The sequence below is a fragment of the Nitrosomonas sp. genome (genome assembly GCF_019752095.1).
Classification (GTDB): Bacteria; Pseudomonadota; Gammaproteobacteria; order Burkholderiales; family Nitrosomonadaceae; genus Nitrosomonas.
Genome location: NZ_JAIEMO010000044.1, coordinates 24,737 through 42,427 on the forward strand (window position 1 = coordinate 24,737; position 17,691 = coordinate 42,427).

Annotated in this window: 15 protein-coding genes; 6 read left to right on the forward strand and 9 right to left on the reverse strand. The window is 44.7% G+C overall.

Translation table 11 applies throughout. The annotated features are described in order from the left end of the window. Nucleotides 1-37: 37 nt before the first annotated feature. Complete coding sequence (locus K2Q13_RS12490; protein ID WP_292921487.1) at nucleotides 38-226, forward strand: hypothetical protein; 189 nt, start codon at nucleotides 38-40, stop codon at nucleotides 224-226. Nucleotide 227: 1 nt separating this feature from the next. On the opposite strand, the gene K2Q13_RS12495 is transcribed toward K2Q13_RS12490, so the two are convergent. From K2Q13_RS12495 to ispB, 9 genes are all read right to left on the reverse strand, one after another. Beyond that, nucleotides 228-986: a hypothetical protein gene (locus K2Q13_RS12495; RefSeq protein WP_292921488.1), complete on the reverse strand. Its 759-nt coding sequence runs from the start codon at nucleotides 984-986 to the stop codon at nucleotides 228-230. Nucleotides 987-1,547: 561 nt separating this feature from the next. Further along, nucleotides 1,548-1,934, reverse strand: a complete 387-nt coding sequence (locus K2Q13_RS12500; protein WP_292921489.1) for a hypothetical protein — start codon at nucleotides 1,932-1,934, stop codon at nucleotides 1,548-1,550. A gap of 367 nt (nucleotides 1,935-2,301) precedes the next feature. Then, a complete protein-coding gene (locus K2Q13_RS12505; protein ID WP_292921491.1) occupies nucleotides 2,302-9,294 on the reverse strand; it encodes a calcium-binding protein in 6,993 nt (2,330 codons plus the stop codon). Further along, nucleotides 9,294-9,785: a hypothetical protein gene (locus tag K2Q13_RS12510; RefSeq protein WP_292921492.1), complete on the reverse strand. Its 492-nt coding sequence runs from the start codon at nucleotides 9,783-9,785 to the stop codon at nucleotides 9,294-9,296. Before K2Q13_RS12510 ends, K2Q13_RS12505 begins: the two co-directional genes overlap by 1 nt. Before the next feature lie 15 nt (nucleotides 9,786-9,800). Further along, complete coding sequence (locus K2Q13_RS12515) at nucleotides 9,801-10,220, reverse strand: hypothetical protein (RefSeq protein ID WP_292921494.1); 420 nt, start codon at nucleotides 10,218-10,220, stop codon at nucleotides 9,801-9,803. Next, nucleotides 10,211-10,666, reverse strand: a complete 456-nt coding sequence (locus tag K2Q13_RS12520) for a hypothetical protein (protein WP_292921496.1) — start codon at nucleotides 10,664-10,666, stop codon at nucleotides 10,211-10,213. The genes K2Q13_RS12515 and K2Q13_RS12520 overlap by 10 nt, the downstream gene beginning before the upstream one ends. Beyond that, complete coding sequence (locus K2Q13_RS12525) at nucleotides 10,663-11,154, reverse strand: hypothetical protein (RefSeq protein WP_292921498.1); 492 nt, start codon at nucleotides 11,152-11,154, stop codon at nucleotides 10,663-10,665. The genes K2Q13_RS12520 and K2Q13_RS12525 overlap by 4 nt, the downstream gene beginning before the upstream one ends. A 520-nt stretch (nucleotides 11,155-11,674) precedes the next feature. Then, entirely contained in the window at nucleotides 11,675-12,298 is a 624-nt protein-coding gene (locus tag K2Q13_RS12530; RefSeq protein WP_292921499.1) for a DsbA family protein, read from the reverse strand. A 245-nt stretch (nucleotides 12,299-12,543) separates the two neighbouring features. Then, complete coding sequence (gene ispB / locus K2Q13_RS12535; protein WP_292921501.1) at nucleotides 12,544-13,512, reverse strand: octaprenyl diphosphate synthase; 969 nt, start codon at nucleotides 13,510-13,512, stop codon at nucleotides 12,544-12,546. Nucleotides 13,513-13,659: 147 nt separating this feature from the next. Between ispB and rplU the strand changes: the two genes are divergently transcribed. From rplU to K2Q13_RS12560, 5 genes are all read left to right on the forward strand, one after another. After that, nucleotides 13,660-13,971, forward strand: a complete 312-nt coding sequence (rplU, locus tag K2Q13_RS12540; protein ID WP_292921503.1) for a 50S ribosomal protein L21 — start codon at nucleotides 13,660-13,662, stop codon at nucleotides 13,969-13,971. Between the two features lie 11 nt (nucleotides 13,972-13,982). Next, entirely contained in the window at nucleotides 13,983-14,240 is a 258-nt protein-coding gene (gene rpmA, locus K2Q13_RS12545) for a 50S ribosomal protein L27 (protein ID WP_292921505.1), read from the forward strand. 104 nt (nucleotides 14,241-14,344) lie between these two features. Then, nucleotides 14,345-15,409, forward strand: coding sequence for an Obg family GTPase CgtA (gene cgtA / locus K2Q13_RS12550; RefSeq protein ID WP_292921507.1), 1,065 nt, complete (start codon nucleotides 14,345-14,347; stop codon nucleotides 15,407-15,409). Further along, nucleotides 15,403-16,512 carry a glutamate 5-kinase gene (proB, locus tag K2Q13_RS12555; RefSeq protein WP_292921509.1) on the forward strand — a complete coding sequence of 370 codons (1,110 nt, stop codon included), beginning with the start codon at nucleotides 15,403-15,405 and terminating at the stop codon, nucleotides 16,510-16,512. Before cgtA ends, proB begins: the two co-directional genes overlap by 7 nt. Nucleotides 16,513-16,570: 58 nt before the next feature. Further along, nucleotides 16,571-17,686: a heparan-alpha-glucosaminide N-acetyltransferase domain-containing protein gene (locus tag K2Q13_RS12560; RefSeq protein WP_292921511.1), complete on the forward strand. Its 1,116-nt coding sequence runs from the start codon at nucleotides 16,571-16,573 to the stop codon at nucleotides 17,684-17,686. The last annotated feature ends 5 nt before the right edge of the window (nucleotides 17,687-17,691 follow it).

Here is a 17,691-nt window from a genome sequence, read left to right on the forward strand (position 1 = left end):
CGCCCAATTCCAAACTTATATCCAATCGGATATTGGCTTGATTAACAAAGATGAAGACGATTATGTCGATGCGCAGGGTTTAAGAGGCAAGATAGATCATTCCACCGCAGGCGCCCATCTCATTTGGAATGAGCTATCCATACAAGGTAAATTGGGGCCGGTTGTAGGTCAACTTTTATCGTTGTGTGTTGCACCACATCACTGTGGCGCCCGGCCACACGGCTAGACTAAGGCCTTGGCCACACTTGAGCTCCGTTAAAAATAATCGGCATATCGCGATCCACTTGTTCGGCAGATGGGCTTACTGATACTTGCTGACCTGTGCCACCACAAGATTCCGGTAATGGATTTGTTTTCAGATTACGATTTACGGTGAACGTCACTGGAAGATCATAAGCATGACCTCCTGGCAATCCATCATACTTTGAGCCAACTGCCGGAGTCCAAAAATTGACTGCATCGCCATTATTCATGTTACCGATGCCGGTTATTCTGCAAATATCAGCTGCCGCAATGTTAATTATTACCGACTTGGCACATGATGCGTCGTTAAACAGTATCGCACTGGAAACAAACGGTATGCGGCCCCATGCATAAGGCGCCAAGGTTCGTCCACCACCAAACCATAATCCGGTAGTATTTCCATTTGCATCTGTTTTCCGATCCTGCTCGCTGAATAAGGAGCGATCTTGTATGAATTGAATCGCTCCACCCCAGTTTAAAAGGAATTCATCAATTAAACCATTATGCGGATTTCCGTCGACAGTAATCGTCGAGTCCGCGCCATCTGGAAAGACAATACTATGACCAATTACAGGGCTCTCGCCGCATCCATGTGTAATCACAATATGATTATTAGACGGTTTTCCTTCAGCAATTTTAGGTGGCTCTATCACTGTGTGCGCGATGGCTTGCTGAAAAAAACCAGCGATCAATAAAATGACTGCCAGAAGATGTTGAATGAGCAATCTTGATGTCGTTTGCATTTCATGTTTCCTTTAACAGACTATCTATTCGAATTAATGCTAAGAAGTAAAAAATATCAGCTGGGAATAAGCAAAGGACTCACCTGAAATATGTATCTTTTTTTCAGGACACCGCCCACTTTACTTTTTGTATTATCAATTACCGATGCTTGATTAACAATGCGGCATTTTGTCGCATGTGAAATTTTTAGAGTGAATCGATCACGTCACCGAATACGGCGTCCGAAGTCAATAAACAATCGAATGAATACCTATTATTATGGATTGATTTCAAACTGACTTGAGCTGTCAAACTTCCATGCCAACAAGAACATCTTTAGGGGGATAAATACCGGAGGAATTAAATCAATGAATTTTCCGCACTGAACCGTGCAACGCTAAACTAAAATTCTAATACCAGAACAAAACAATAACTCAGAGGGCTTTCAATAGACTACAAGCATTTGATTACCACTTCGACCAGAAATAAATGGTTATTTTAACATTTCCGGCCGGTGGGATTATGATGTAACAAGGCATTGCGACTTGCTATCAAGCACTTGGATTATTCAGAAATAGCTGTTATGCAAATATAGCCGTTAACTTTGCCAGCAATCCATCAATCATGGGCTGAAACACGCCCAGAAAATTCGGTAGTTGCAATATACCGACAATAAGTATCAATAAACCGCCAGCAACTATCCCATATTTAAGACCTTTTGCAAAATTCGCCGATGCAGGCGCACGTGTATAGGTGTGATTAGAAAATGCCAAAAATATTTTGAGTATGCCCAGCAAAACACCCGCAGCGATACACCCTAAAAACAAATGCAGTGCACAAAAAATTCTTTTAATTAAAGTCTCATCAGCAAACTCCAGGCTTGAAAAACGAAGACAAACAATAATTACAAACAGCAAAATGAGGGAGTTCCAAAAACCTCCAAATCTCATTCTAACTTCACTTTCCATACTCATATACCGCTCCCTTTAGAATAAATGTATACCAAAATAGAATAAAAAATTATTTACAGATATTTATAAAAACTTGACACATCAATTTTGCACGCCCTATCCAGGTTGAACATTCAGAGTTGATCTCAACGCTCATGCCCTTTCACTTTATAGCTTGATGATTATAGCGAAATTAACCTGGATTGTAGTCACACGCGCAATAAATTTCTTATTGCTTAAAATTATCCGTTCACAAATCGGAGAAATGAACCAGGAATGGCCAGTAGCCAATATTAAGATTCTATGCGGCAGGTGTCCCGCATTAGAAGTAGCAGAAATTAAACCCGCAAAGATTCAATCAAGGCTATCAAGAAAATAGAAAAGCCTATAGCCACAAAGCAGAAATCAGCGGATCAAGGCTGATTTCGTAAGCAGATGGAAGTGTTGTTTGACCGAGTCCTGGTGGTTCATGACTCGCCATTGCAATTACCAGATTTTCAATTTGGCTATGCGACAATCTCAAACCTCCAGCAGTTTCAAACTGCTCGACATGAGTATCCGAACTCTGGTACCAATCCTTGATTACCAGTTTATCCTGGGTACCGATGATACTGACTTCAAGATTATTGCCAACATGCTGAAACCAAAGCTGCTCTGGATTGATATCTACCATAAATTTAACCCTATCCAATGTACCAGCGATGGAATCATTCTCGATGACGATATCCTTTCCATATCCGCGTCCGAAAAAATAAGTATCATTGCCTGCCCCGCCAATCAACAGGTCTTTACCAACCCCGCCATCCAATGAATCGTCGCCGGTATCGCCCAACAAAGTATCCGCACCGCCATTCCCCGATAAAATATCGTCCCCAGCTCGACCCCATATAATATTGGACATCGCACTCCCCATTATTTGATTGGCTGCCGAATTACCAACACCAAAAATCGCTGCAGCACCCGACAAGGTTAGATTCTCCAAGTTAGCACCGAGCGTATACGAAATTGATGACACTACTGTATCGCTGCCGTTATTAGCGGTTTCAACGACAATATCTCCAAAACTTTTCACCAAGTAAGTATCGTCACCTGCACCCCCGGCCATCGTATCGATTCCACTCCCGCCATCGAGCCAATCATTCCCTGCATTTCCATTTAACACATCGTTACCTGCCAAGCCATTAAGCGTGTCATCGCCATTGCCTCCATTGAGCGTATCTGCGCCCGATGTGCCATTCACCGCCATATTCGGGTTACTGACATTGATATCGAAACTATCAGAAACTGTCAGATTACCGGTGTCTTTTGCTGTCACAATCACGCTGAATTTACCTGAAGTATTAGGTGTGCCACTGAACTCACCTGTTCCCGCATCAAAATTGAGCCACAACGGCAAAGGATTTCCATCTGGCAACATCGCACTGTAAGTAAGCGCATCGCCATCTGGATCGATAAATGCATTGGGATTCATTACGTAGCTGAAGTTCTCGCCTGCGGCAATCGCTTGATCTGAGAGTGAAGCCTGCAAATTGGGTGCCTGATTATTTGCCAATTTGGCTTTCACTTTTGCCAAATCCCAAACGCTACCATCCTCATTAAACCTGATCTCTTCGACTGAAAAAGGGGTCGCGCCATTATTTTCCAGGTAATTCTGGATAATGAGTGCATCTCCGGTGCCAACAATGGTTAGCACTAGGTTATCTCCGAAACGGCTGACGCGCACTTCATCAGGAATCACGCCATAATCAAATTGCACCCCATCAACCTTTCCGGCAGTTGCGTCATAACTATTGATCGTATCCTGACCGAAACCCTTGCCAAATAAGTAGGTGTCATTGCCGGCACCACCCATCATAGTATCGTTTCCTGTCCCGCCATTTAGAAAATCATCACCATCGCCACCATCAAGCGTATCGTTCCCACTCTCACCCCAGATCACATCATCTTCATTTCTGCCAATAATGTTATTGTCCATTTCCTGTGCATTAAGGGTAGGTACAGGGCCAGCAACCGCGATCAGTTCAGCTATTGTTAATACCGTTCTATCATCAAACTGAATACGCTCCAATCCCATACCCGGCAGATCGGTTGAATTTGGCAGCACGATTTCGACGCCACCACCCATCCACGTTACAGTCAACGTAGCATGCATGGTCTGGGTGTATAGTACATCTTCAAGCTCAATTCGCCCTCGCACCCCCTCGACGACACGCTGCCCCCATGTAAAGGCGATATCTTCCTGGTTAATTCCTACCAGACGGAGCATATCCTGTGCTATCGGCTTCAATTTCTGAGCCAGTCCAGCGTAAATGGTATTGTTGGAATAAGCCCACCAATGCGCTAGTTGCGTTCCTGTGTCCCAAATCGTATCTACCCCTGATTCACCAATGAGCATGACATACGTATCTTGACTAAACTTGCCATCCAGAAAATCAATTCCGTCACCACCGACCAACGTATCTTTGTAGTAACCGCCATACAGCGTATCATTTCCTATGTTCCCATAGGAAAATCCACCGATACGTGACTCAGTATCGGTAAAATACGCCACCTCGTTGCTGAGCCAAGGAATACCAGGCGCATAGAGAATATCATTCCCGCCACCACCATCGATTATCGATATCTCGTCCGAGAACCGACTGCTTCTGTAACCCTCAATTGTATTATCGCTGTCGCCGCCTTGAATATGCTCAATTTGCGTATTGATGGTCTCTGTGGTTTGCCAATAACGTTGAATCGCATCGGGTGATGCTGAAATCTCGCTATTCGTTATGAAACCGATAATCACACCATTTTCGGATACAGGAATCATGTTGTTGATGTTTGTCACACCGACCGGAACCCCTTGTCTATAAAATTCGTACCATTCAGAAAAGGGAATAAATTGCTGCGCCCCTGATAGAGGGGCTGTCCGAGGCGTAGTAGGCGAAATATCAAAGACATCGACAGTGGAAAAGGAAGAATCACTGTCATAAGATTGACGCCAAATTTGAGACGTGTCAGCAGAATTCTCGAGCAATGCAAAACGTTGTACGACGATAATCGCTTCATGCGCGGATACCAAATTAGCGCGATAGGTCGTTTCATCCACCCGCGTATACAATCCGTAATGCGCATCACTTGTATTACTGAGCAGATCATTCGCCCACTGAGCATGTGCCGCATCCAGAAAATCCGTTTGTAATTGCGCAATATCGATGGCGGGCTCAGGCCAGGTCAGCCAATCAGCGATTCCAACCGCCACGTTATTTTCTGCATGGATCATCCAGGTATGCTGCGATACGTAATAATCTTTGATTGTTAATGTCGCTCCACCGCCACGCAATGCTAAAGTCAAATCATTTCCGGCACGCTCGTGGCGCAGATCAGCAAGTAATGTACCTTCCGTCAATACGACAATACTCGCGCCGGTTGGCGATTCCATCACTGTATCGCTGCCTAGTGAGGTCCAGCCAAATAGATAGGTATCATCGCCATCGCCACCCACCAACAGATCATTGCCTGCGTTGCCATCCAGAATATCATTACCTGCATAGCCTTCAATATGATCATCGGCCACTGTACCGATCAAGACGTCATCGCCCATCGTTCCACCGAAAATGTTCGCTGCGAGTGCGCTTATTTCGTTAGCACTCATCAGCGAATTGTCATTAAAACGCAATGCCGCTACATTGGATCCCTGAGTAAACCAGTTGTGAAAAAGGATACTGTCTTGACTACCCTCAATTCGCATAAGCAGACTACCATCCGCCAATTTAAAGAAACGAAGATCACTGGCAATGATACCCGCGCCCAACTGAACCTCATCACCCGTCGCTTCCTCGCTATTCGCTGAAGCAATACTATCAGCGCCGTCTCCGCGATTGAACACATAAATATCAGCTCCACTGCCACCCGCATAGTGGTCAGCACCGGTACCACCCTGCAAAGTATCATTGCCGGTTTGTCCGAATAGCGTGTCATTACCCGCTCCACCGATCATCCGATCATCACCGGCGTCACCGAGAAGATAATCATCGCCGCCATGCCCTTTGAGGATATTGTTATTGATGTTGCCCTGGATCAAATCAGCGCCTGCACCGCCATAAGCTTGAACGATTGAGCTACCCTCGAAGAATGACAGATCCAGAACCACTGCTTCGCGCAGATTCTCGCTCGCCCAGGCTTCCAAATCAATTGAACTGTTCCCATGATCAAATTGAAATTGCGCGTTCATGTCGTAAAGAGCGTCTTGCAGATCAAGTACTCCGCCATTTCCCAAGGTAATACGCAATATGCTGCTATCTCCTACCCATGTTACATCCGATAGCTTATCCGAAGATGCAGCATCTGAATTGGCCATAAATTCTTGAGACTCGCTACTTAGCTTAGTCACCGAACTTAGCAGCGTACCGCTGCTACCAGTTTCCGCCAGCAAAATAATATTGTGTCCAACCAGATCGCTGATAAAATCACCTGCTTCGACATCGATATAAATATCATCACCCGCACCGCCATATAATTCGTCATTCCCTGCGCCGCCAATGAGCGTATCGTTACCGCCTCCGCCAAAAAGCTGATCTTCGCCTGTGCCTCCATCGAGAAAATCGTCGCCCTGATACAGCAAAGTAATTCCACTGTCATCACCAACGAGTATATCCCTGTCTGCGCCACCTGCCAGATAATCGGAGCCTCCTCCGCCAATCAGCAGATCGTTACCGTTACCGCCACTTAAATAATCGTTACCATGCAAAGATGGATCTAAATTCGCATGATAATTGTCGCCTATAACAGTATCATCTCCATCTTGTCCAAGGATGGTATCGTTACCTGCATCACCAAAAATCAGATCACTATCGGCGCCCGCATCAATGGAATCGTTACCACCCCCCGCAAAAATCCAATCATTTCCAGCACCGCTGGAAATGACATCGTCATCACCAGTTACCATCGCAACTTCTGCAAGTGACACGCCGAAGTTATATTCCCGGGTATAGATGGTAACATCATCTTTTTTGTCTGTTGTACGATTAACTTTCCAGTCGCGATCTACTGATTCGACATTTCTATCGCCCTCAATCGTATCGTTCCCACCCAAACCTATCAAAATATCTTTACTGGCACCGCCCATGAGAATGTCATTACCAGCATTACCAATGAGCGTATCATTGCCTACGCCGCCATCAAGCAGATCGCCCCTTTCCCCGCTTCCAGCCTGGATTTTGCTCAGCGCATAAGCAGCATCCAAGGTGTACTCGATCTCCGCAAAAAGCCTATCGTTGTTCAGTTGTCCTCTAATAATGTCACTATCAGTGCCTCCCAGTATGATGTCGTCATCTTTACCTCCAGCGAGGATATCTTCTCCACTTCCGCCCTCGATACGGTCTTTACCATCCTTCCCATCGACTTCGTCATCACCGCCGAGACTTCGAATATGATCATTCTCGGCACTTCCATACAGCATATCTTCACGATCCACCTGCTCTTCCGCACCCACAACAACATTACCAAACTCGTCATAATCAATTGGTTTCTCGGGTTTCAGATCGCCTAGGATGATACGATCCAATACCGGTGCTTCGGCAACTGCATTATCGCCAAGCGTTATCCCAAGCTTGCCATCGCTCCAATTTTTTATCCGTGCCCTGGCGCTGCCACTGGTGCCAACAAAACTTACCAACAAGTCATACGTGCCGTTGTCTTGAACAGCAAGCAAATAAACCAAGTCGTTCTTCTGGTCTGTCCATGTGTCGCCGATTCTTATCCAATCTTTATTGTTGGTCACACCGCTTCTGCCCTGCGCGATCACGGAACCGAATTGAACAATTCCAGCTCCATCCGTATCCAGCACGGTATCAATGCCGTCACCAGGATTGATAATATAAGTATCTAAACCCGTGCCACCTTCCAGATAATCGTTGCCTTCAAGACCTTTCAACGTATCATCACCACCGCCGCCATAAAAGTGATCTTCAACGGCCGATGCTGCAGGATTATCCGCATCGTCGCCACCAAAAAAATAACGTGGTGTACTGCCTGATAACTCACCTTGTGAAATCTTGTAACCCGTAGCCGCATCTTCATAGTAATCATTAATATTTTGATAGCTATGATTGCCTGAACTGAACGTGACTGTCGAATCCAGCGGGTTTTTGTCCTCAATATTGAACCAGTTCTTGCGTACCAACATCGCCATGCGATCTACCAAATATGATGATGTCAGCGCACCCGAACCACTCTCCGGACTGAAACGATCAAGCGCCCCATTCGAATTGAAAACACCATAATCAATACTTGTATCTTCAATAATGAAAGGATTGAGCGCCACCAGCGCAAAGCGCGCTGCCAGACCCTGCTGACCATCGCTCTCAATCCTGGTAATAATATCGCTGGCGGATAGGTCGAGCAGCAATGCTAACTGGGCCTTGCCCACAGAATCTTTAAATTGAACGCTGTTCTGTAATTCATAAAGGTTGGTATAAAATTTGTCGCGATTGCCCGTTTCCGTCTTCTGATTATCACCCAGCACCATGCTGCCATCCGCAGGATTTAGTAAAATGCTGCGCAAAGCATCAAGTGCGGATTCAAGCGTTTTGCTGTTGGATGCTCCAGCCATATCCTTAGTTGAACCGAAGGCATCGATCAGTTTGCTCAATTGTTCCTGATTCAGACTAGGTGCCAGCTGAGAATAGGCTGAATAAACGGCCAGAGCGTCGGTTAGCAGACTAATACTGTGATTATTGGTCGATGCTTCTGTTTGGATACTGACAGGCAAACCAAGTTGGTAACCTAGACCTGCAATGATGGGAAAACCCTCGGAACCGCGTAGGTTCCAAATGTTATCAGCTGCTATGCTGCTTATGCCAAGAACGCCACTCACCGCATCCGCCAAATTACCCTGCAAACCGCCCACGCCTGGTGCGTTGTAGAGATAAGCTTCGGTTACTTGCGTATAATTTTGCTTGACAGCAGCAGCCAGATAACCACCCAGACTATGGCCAGCAACGGTAAAGCTCTGACCTTGCAGGACATTGGGGTCATTCAGCCAAGCATCTATCTGCAATTTGAGTGCAATAAATTGAGGATTGAGAATTGGAGGTATTGCTGAAGATAATACTCCATCAATGAGCAAATCACTTACCACAAATTCTGTTCCGCGTATTGCAAGATATTTAGTGCCACCTTCTTTTGCCTCAAAAACAGTCGCCGAAACCCCAGTGATTGGATCTGTATATTGATCTACAATTTGCCAATTTCTGACGAATTCGGCGGCTTGGGAGGAAGGCATTTCAACATCGCCACTGGTCAGATCCTCAACATCTATTAAGCCAATTGAAAACGTACCATATGCCGCTTGCGCCAACTCAGACTGAATAAAATATTTATTGATATTATTCATTAGTTATCTTCCTCAGTAGATTTAACGAAAACTTCATGCAGTAATATGGTCGAACTAGCTTTTAATGTGCCAGGACAGTGATACGATGAAGGCATCCACGGCCCCGGAAAATCACCACCGGCTCTATGGTATTTCACGAATTCACCCAGCAATTTCATATCCGATTTCTGAATGATTTTAAAATGATCTCTTCGCATGACAGTTTCGTGAGCACCTTGCGAAACAGGATGCCCTTTTTTGTAATAATGCATATCCCACTGGTAGATATATTCAGGCCCCAGTGCATTTACTCCTTGAGTTGGGTCATAAAAATTAATCTGGCCATATTTCTTATCAAACTTATCCGGCGGTAGTTCTGCCGTTTCATACACTTTGATACCCCCGTCGATCGCGCACAAGCGATCAACTTCCCTGTCCAGCCGGGCTTTCTCTGAAAAGAAAGTGGCATAAATGACCGATAAAAGAAGCATAAGAAAAATTATTTTTTTCATGCGGCTTGACTCCACTCAGTGACCATTTCTACACTTTCCTTCAAAAATGAAAGGATCGAACTCGGATTCAAGCGTTTTGCTGTTGGATGCTCCAGCCATATCCTTGGTCGAACCGAAGGCATCGATCAGTTTGCTCTGTTGCTCTTGATTCAGATTGAGCGCCAGTTCAGAATAGACTGAATAAACGGGCAGAGCGTCGGTTAGCAGACTAATACTGTGATTATTGGTCGATGCTTCTGTTTGGATACTGACAGGCAAACCAAGTTGGTAACCTAGACCTGCAATGATGGGAAAACCCTCGGAACCGCGTAGGTTCCAAATGTTATCAGCTGCTATGTTGCTTATACCAAGAACGCCACTCACCGCATCCGCCAAATTGCCCAGCAAACCGTTTACGCCCGGTGCGTTGTAAAGATAAGCTTCGGTTACTTGCATATAATTTTGCTTAATGGCAACGGCCAGATAACCACCCAGACTATGGCCAGCAACGGTAAAGCTCGACCTTGCAAGGCACTGCGATCATTCAGCCAAGCATCAATCTGCAATTTGAGTGCAATAAATTGAGGATTGAGAATTGGAGGTATCGCTGAGGATAATACTCCATCAATGAACAAATCACTTACCGCAAATTCTGTTCCGCGTATTGCAAGATATTTAGTGCCGCCTTCTTTTGCCTCAAAAACAGTCGCCGAAACCCCAGTGATTGGATCGGTATATTGATCTGCAACTTGCCAATTTTCGGTAAAAATGGCAGCTTGAGACGCAGATATGCTGACATCATTTTCAGTTAATTCGATCGTGCGTATTCTTCTTCCTGAGAACGTACCGTATGCCGCCTGCGAGAATACAGCTTGCAAATGATATGTACTGACATTATTCATTCGACGTTCTCCTCAGTGGATTTAATAAAAATTTCCTTAAAAAATATACCTTCATTTCCTTTTGAACTGACAGGACAATGGTATGAAGAAGGCATCCAAAGGCCAGACAAGTCGCCCCCTGCTCTGTGATATTTCACAAATTCCCCCAATAATTTCATATCTGTTCTTCTAATAATCTTGATATGATCCTGCCTCATTGAAGCTTCCTGAGCCCCCTGTAAAACGGGATCATCCTTTTTGAAATAGTAAATATCCCATTGGTAGAGATATTCCGACCCAAGCGTATTCTCACCCTGAGTCGGACGGTAAAAGTTAATTTCTCCCCAGCTATCAAACTTATCCGGCGGTAGCTCTATCATTTCATACACTCTGATACCCCTGTCGATCACGCATAAACGATCAACTTCCCTGTCCAATCTAGCTCTTTCTGAAAATAAAGTGGCATAAATGACACATAAAACAAGCACAAGAAGAATGATTTTTTTCATACAGAAAGCCTCTTTATATGTGACGCCAATTAATCCAACACGGAGTCATATTTCATTTTTACTCAATTTAAAAATGTTTCTTATGAACTATATGTGCTGCAAATAAAATAGGTATCGCAATAAAGCACTCCGCCGCAAGCAGCGGAGTATTAACTTCGCTCTTCAATCTGCTGGTTTTCAACCAGCCTTCGCCTCAAAGGGCGGGGAATTAAACCCGGAAGTGATTAAATAGTTCTAATAACTAATTTATTTCACAATAAAAAATATTTTTTGAAAGAAATTTCAGAGCTCTCTATATAAAATAGAGATTATTATCATTAAGTTAATGGATAATTTAGATAAATTTCCCCCTTGCTTTACGACAGGAGGACATTGATACTTTAATTTTTGAACCATTAATTAGGCAAAAAGCGGGAGAAAATGTACTAAAAGGCTCAACCACACACGCAATGATTTCTAACTGCTTATCATTGAAAAACAATCTGTAGAAATGATCTTAGGAAGCAAGGGAGCTTGACTACTATTTGAGTCTGATAGTTGTTATTTCATCCAGCATGACGCGATGATTCAGATAATCAATAGCAATGGGGAATGCGGTATGGTTACGTACCAGCCGCAGGGAGGGGTAAGAATAAACATCCAGGCTTCTTGCCTGTTGAATTTGATGCTGCAATTCATTTTCTATCGCTGTACTCTTCAAATCTTCGATAAAGGTTTGCGCGTCTAATCCAATCTCACGGGCGCACGCTTGCAAGGTTTCTATCAGTGAGGGGTTTTTTGCTTGTTGATAATATGCAGTCTGTATAGCACGTATCATTTCCGCTTCAGCATCCGCGCGTTGCTTTTTGGCTGCCAGCACAGACCGGCAGGCCGGATAGGTTGAACGAATAGGTGTGTTACGCGACCAGAAATCCCAATTGAAGCGCACTCCAGGAACAGTTTGCTCAATGCGTTGCCATGCCTGCTGCACTATTTTTTGCGTTGCGAGTGGCATCGGCTCGGTGGCATCTGGTGCGAGCCCGCCCGCGAGATAAACAATCTCTATGTCTGGTGGCAAATCCTGTTGCAATGCAGTCCAGCTTTGGCTGAATGCGTAGCACCAACTGCACATAGGATCATGAATGTAATAAAGGTTAGTAGTCAATTTCAAAATAGCATCACTTTAGAACAAATAGATTCAATTGACCGTGTATAACCATGTCGGTTTTTGTCAATCACTTGTTGTTTTGTCCAAATATACTGAAACAGGAAAAACTGCCGGCAAACCGGGAAGATTGATGCGGAATCAAGCGAGAATTGATATGGCAAGTCTCTCAGGAACAATTTTCTAACGATTCAGGTTAGGAATTTTTGGCCAAATGAATACAATCGATCCAAACTCTAATCATTTTAATGATTGCGTGTAACCGCGAAACTTGCTAATTGCAACAGGCACTTTTTATTTTCTGAATCTGGCAGGGAAACTATTGCAGCCACTGCAGTTGCTACTTCATCTTCAGCACATTTTTTTGTATATTCTAAAGCTGCTGTTTGGCGAATCACATTCAGGACGGGTTCAAAACCATCTTTTCCGCCATCTTCAATTGCCTTGCGAATAATATTAGCTTGTTCCTCTGTACCCATACGTATGGCATATATTAGCGGCAGTGTAGGTTTTCCTTCAGTCAGATCGTCACCTAAATTTTTTCCAATATCTTGATTATTACCAGAATAATCTAGCATGTCATCGACAAGCTGAAACGCGGTTCCTAAATGCATACCATAAATTGACATCGCATTTTCTTCTTCGGGTGTGGCATTACCTAATATTGCGCCTAGTCGGCTTGCTGCTTCGAATAATTTAGCTGTTTTAAATCGAATTACTTGCAGATAGTTTTCTTCGGAGACTTGTGGATCACGGCAATTGAGTAACTGTAAAACTTCACCCTCAGCAATTGTGTTGGTCGCATCAGCAAGCACTTGCATCACACGCATATTGTCGACATCCACCATCATCTGGAACGCGCGAGAATAAAGAAAATCCCCTACTAAAACGCTGGCTGCATTGCCAAACAATGCATTGGCGGTTTCTCTATTGCGCCGCAACTCCGATTCATCCACCACATCATCGTGCAATAGCGTTGCGGTATGAATAAACTCAATAACGGCTGCCAAGTTATAATGGAATTTTCCAGAGTAACCAAAAGCGCCCGCGGATAATATGACTAAGGCAGGACGCAAACGCTTGCCACCACTGTTAATGATATACTCACTAACTTGACGAATCAGCAGGACATGGGAATGTAATTTATCCCGTATGACATTGTCGACTATGCTCATATCTTGAGCAATAAAACTTCTTATATGTTCGATTGACACAATATTACCTTGTAGAAAACGCTATGTTAGGAATGACAATACCCAAGTGTCAAGCAGAATGATTAATCGTTAGAAATTTTCCACCACAATCAAGGGTTATTTATGTATAATTCGCGGTTCTGTATAAGGGAAGTATGGAGTTAAAACATGTATGCGGTCATAAAAACCGGCGGTAAGCAATATAAAATTCAGGTGGGTGAGAAATTGAAAATAGAGCAGCTGAAAGTGGAAACTGGCAGCGAGCTTATTATCGATCAAGTATTGATGGTTGCCAAAGATGACAAAGTATCGGTGGGAACACCACTGGTTAGTGGTGCAACAGTCAGCGCAACTGTACTCGGGCAAGGACGTCACGATAAGATTCGCATTTTCAAGATGCGGCGTCGCAAACACTACCAAAGGCATCAAGGTCACCGGCAGAATTACACTGAAATTGAAATTACGGGCATTTCAGCTTAAGGAGTTGATAAATGGCACATAAGAAAGCAGGCGGAAGCTCAAGAAATGGGCGCGATTCACACTCAAAACGTCTTGGAGTCAAGCGCTATGGTGGTGAATTAATTTCAGCAGGGTCAATCATTATCAGACAACGCGGCACACAAGTTCATCCGGGAGAAAATGTAGGCATCGGTAAGGATCATACTCTATTTGCCAAAGTGACAGGAAAAGTGAGCTTCAGCATAAAAGGTGCATTTAGGCGTAAAACAGCAAGCGTGATACCTGCATAAAGAATAGAAATAGAATAACGCACTTACTCAAAAAGCCCTGTCAGATGTGATGGGGCTTTTTTGTTTGCAGGATTACACTCTTAGGAAAATACAATCCGGTACTTATGAAATTTATTGATGAAGCGGTTATCGAGGTTTATGCGGGCAAAGGCGGCGATGGCGTCGCAAGCTTCCGGCGGGAGAAATACATCCCTAAAGGCGGGCCTGATGGCGGCGACGGCGGACGTGGCGGTAGTGTATTTGCGGTGGCGGATCGCAATATTAACACTCTAATTGATTATCGCTTTGCTCGCATCCACCGAGCCAAGAAGGGCCAGAATGGACAAGGCTCGGATCGCTATGGCAAAAGTGCCGAGGATATCATGCTGCGCATGCCCGTAGGCACGATAATCAAAGATATCAACACCGATGAAACCATCGCAGATCTGGTTCATGATCAACAAAAAATTCTTTTGGCCAAAGGTGGATCTGGCGGAATTGGCAATCTGCACTTTAAATCCAGCACCAACCGCGCACCACGTCAGTTCACCCATGGTGAACCGGGGCAGGAATTCGAGCTGAAACTAGAGCTCAAGGTTCTCGCTGATATAGGATTACTCGGCATGCCAAACGCTGGGAAGTCCACGCTCATCCGCGCTGTATCAGCCGCTCGTCCAAAGGTTGCAGATTACCCATTTACAACCTTACAGCCGAATCTCGGTGTGGTTCGAGTCGATCATAATCGCAGCTTTGTCATGGCGGATATTCCTGGACTGATCGAAGGTGCTGCCGAAGGCGTTGGATTAGGTCATCGCTTTTTGAAGCATCTGACTCGCACCCGACTATTATTACATGTGATCGACATGATGCCGCTCAATGTAGAAACCGATCTCGTTCATGAAGCACAAGCACTTGTCAATGAACTTGAGAAATATGACGAATCTTTATACCAAAAACCGCGCTGGTTGGTATTGAATAAAACCGACATGATGCCAGAACAAGAACGCGACGAGCTATGCCGTCAATTTGTCGATAAATTGGAATGGAAAGAAAATTACTTTATTATTTCAGCGTTAACAGGTGAAGGGTGCAAACATCTAACCTATGCCATCATGGAATATCTGGAACAGCATTTGCCACCACAACCTGACAGTTCTATTCCAGAGGACGAGTTACCAAATCAATGTTAAAGCAAGCACGCCGCGTTGTCATCAAAGTAGGCAGCAGTCTGGTCACCAATGAGGGCAAGGGGCTCGACCATACCGCACTGGCCGGTTGGGCAGCACAAATTGCCACGTTAAAACAGATGGGTAAAGAAATCATTCTGGTTTCTTCAGGTGCAATTGCCGAAGGTATGCAACGACTAAACTGGGAAACCCGCCCTACCGCACTGTACGAATTGCAAGCTGCGGCTGCGGTAGGACAAATGGGATTGGCACAAGCTTATGCTTCAAATTTTTCACAATACAATTTGCAAACCGCCCAAGTACTTTTGACTCATGAAGACTTATCCAATCGGAAACGTTATCTTAATGCTCGTTCAACCTTGATGACATTATTAAAACTTAACATCATTCCCATTATTAATGAAAATGATACCGTAGCAACTGATGAAATTCGCTTTGGCGACAACGATACACTAGCGGCACTGGTAACCAATCTAGTTGAAGCTGATACGCTGGTAATACTGACCGATCAGGCTGGTTTATATACGAGCGATCCACGCAGAAATTCAGATGCAAAACTATTAAATGAGGTCAATGCAGGTGATCCTACGTTGGAAAAAATGGCCGGTGGTGTCGGTAGCGGTATCAGCCGCGGCGGCATGCAAACCAAAGTAATCGCTGCCAAACGCGCTGCGCGCAGCGGTGCAAATACTATCGTCGCATCCGGTCACGAAAACAACGTGTTGGTGCGACTGAGCCAAGATGAAACTATCGGTACGCACTTCTTGGCCCGAGTGCCTGTGTTGGCCGCACGCAAGCAATGGTTAGCTGATTACTTGCAAGTACGCGGTTACGTCACATTGGATCAAGGTGCTGTAAAAGCACTCTGTGTTGATAGAAAAAGTTTATTACCCATCGGCGTCATTGCCGTAGATGGTGAATTTGAGCGCGGAGAAACTGTATCCTGTCTCGACGAAGAAGGCAAAGAAATAGCACGCGGCTTGATAAATTACAGTGCCCTAGAAACACAAAAAATTCTGAAGCAAGCCAGTAGTAAAATAGAAGCCATATTAGGATACGTAGATGAATCAGAGCTCATACATAGAAATAACTTGGTGCTACTTTAGTTTGTAGACACAATTATGTACTGAATTTTTCGTCTAGTTGATTTACTTGCAAGAATCAATGACCATTCCATTCGATAAAAACACACAACGCATCGCCGCCATTGATTGGCTACGTGGAATTGTCATGATTCTGATGGCGCTGGACCATGCCTCATGGTATTTCAATACCAATCGAATCTTTGCGGATTCCATACTGCTGTATGAACCTGGTCTGCAATTTCCGGCCGATCAATTTTTCACTCGCTGGATCACTCACATCTGCGCGCCCACTTTTATTTTTTTGGCAGGCATATCCATTGCCATCAGCAATTTCCAGCAACGGCAGCAAGGCATCAGTAATGCGGTCATTGACCGCGAATTACTGTTCCGCGGTGCTTTTATTGCTTTAATTGATTTAGGCTTATTCTCGCTGGTTTCTGGCAAACCCATATTTCAGGTGCTCTATGCCATCGGCATCAGCATGATGTTGATGGTTTATCTACAACGGCTCGGAATCCGTATGGCTTTCTTTCTAGCACTATTGCTCATTGTCGGCAGCGAATTATTGCTCATGGAACTGTGGCAACCAGGCGGCAAGGTTCCCTTCTGGCTGGCAATCACTTTCGCGCCTGTATTCGGCGAAACCTACACCGCGCTCTACCCTGCATTACCGTGGCTGGGCATCATGCTATTGGGTTGGGTGTTCGGTCAACGGCTCATCGCAGCACAATCGGATTCATGGGCAGTTAACCGTATGCTGATGACCATCGGCTGGTTCATGCTGATTTTGTTTGTGGTGATTCGCGGGCTGGATGGTTACGGCAATATGTTCATGCACTTGGAAGGAAATACGCTGATACAATGGCTGCATGTTAGCAAATATCCGCCAAGTCTCGCCTACACCTTGCTGGAACTCGGTTTGATGGCAATTGTTCTTGCGCTGCTGATGCGTCTTGAGTCCATTAAAAAAGCCATTAACCCCAACAGCCCCGTGCTTGTCTTCGGACAAACTGCACTATTCTTTTATCTAGCGCACTTCTGCGTGCTACTAGCACTGAAACCGCTATTCGAGCGCGGCAGCTTGGAACAAACTTACTGGATCACGTTGCTGGTGCTGATCATTCTATATCCAATCTGCCGCATTTACCGCTCACTAAAATACCGCTATCCACAAAGTTTATTGCGTTTCTTGTGAACAAA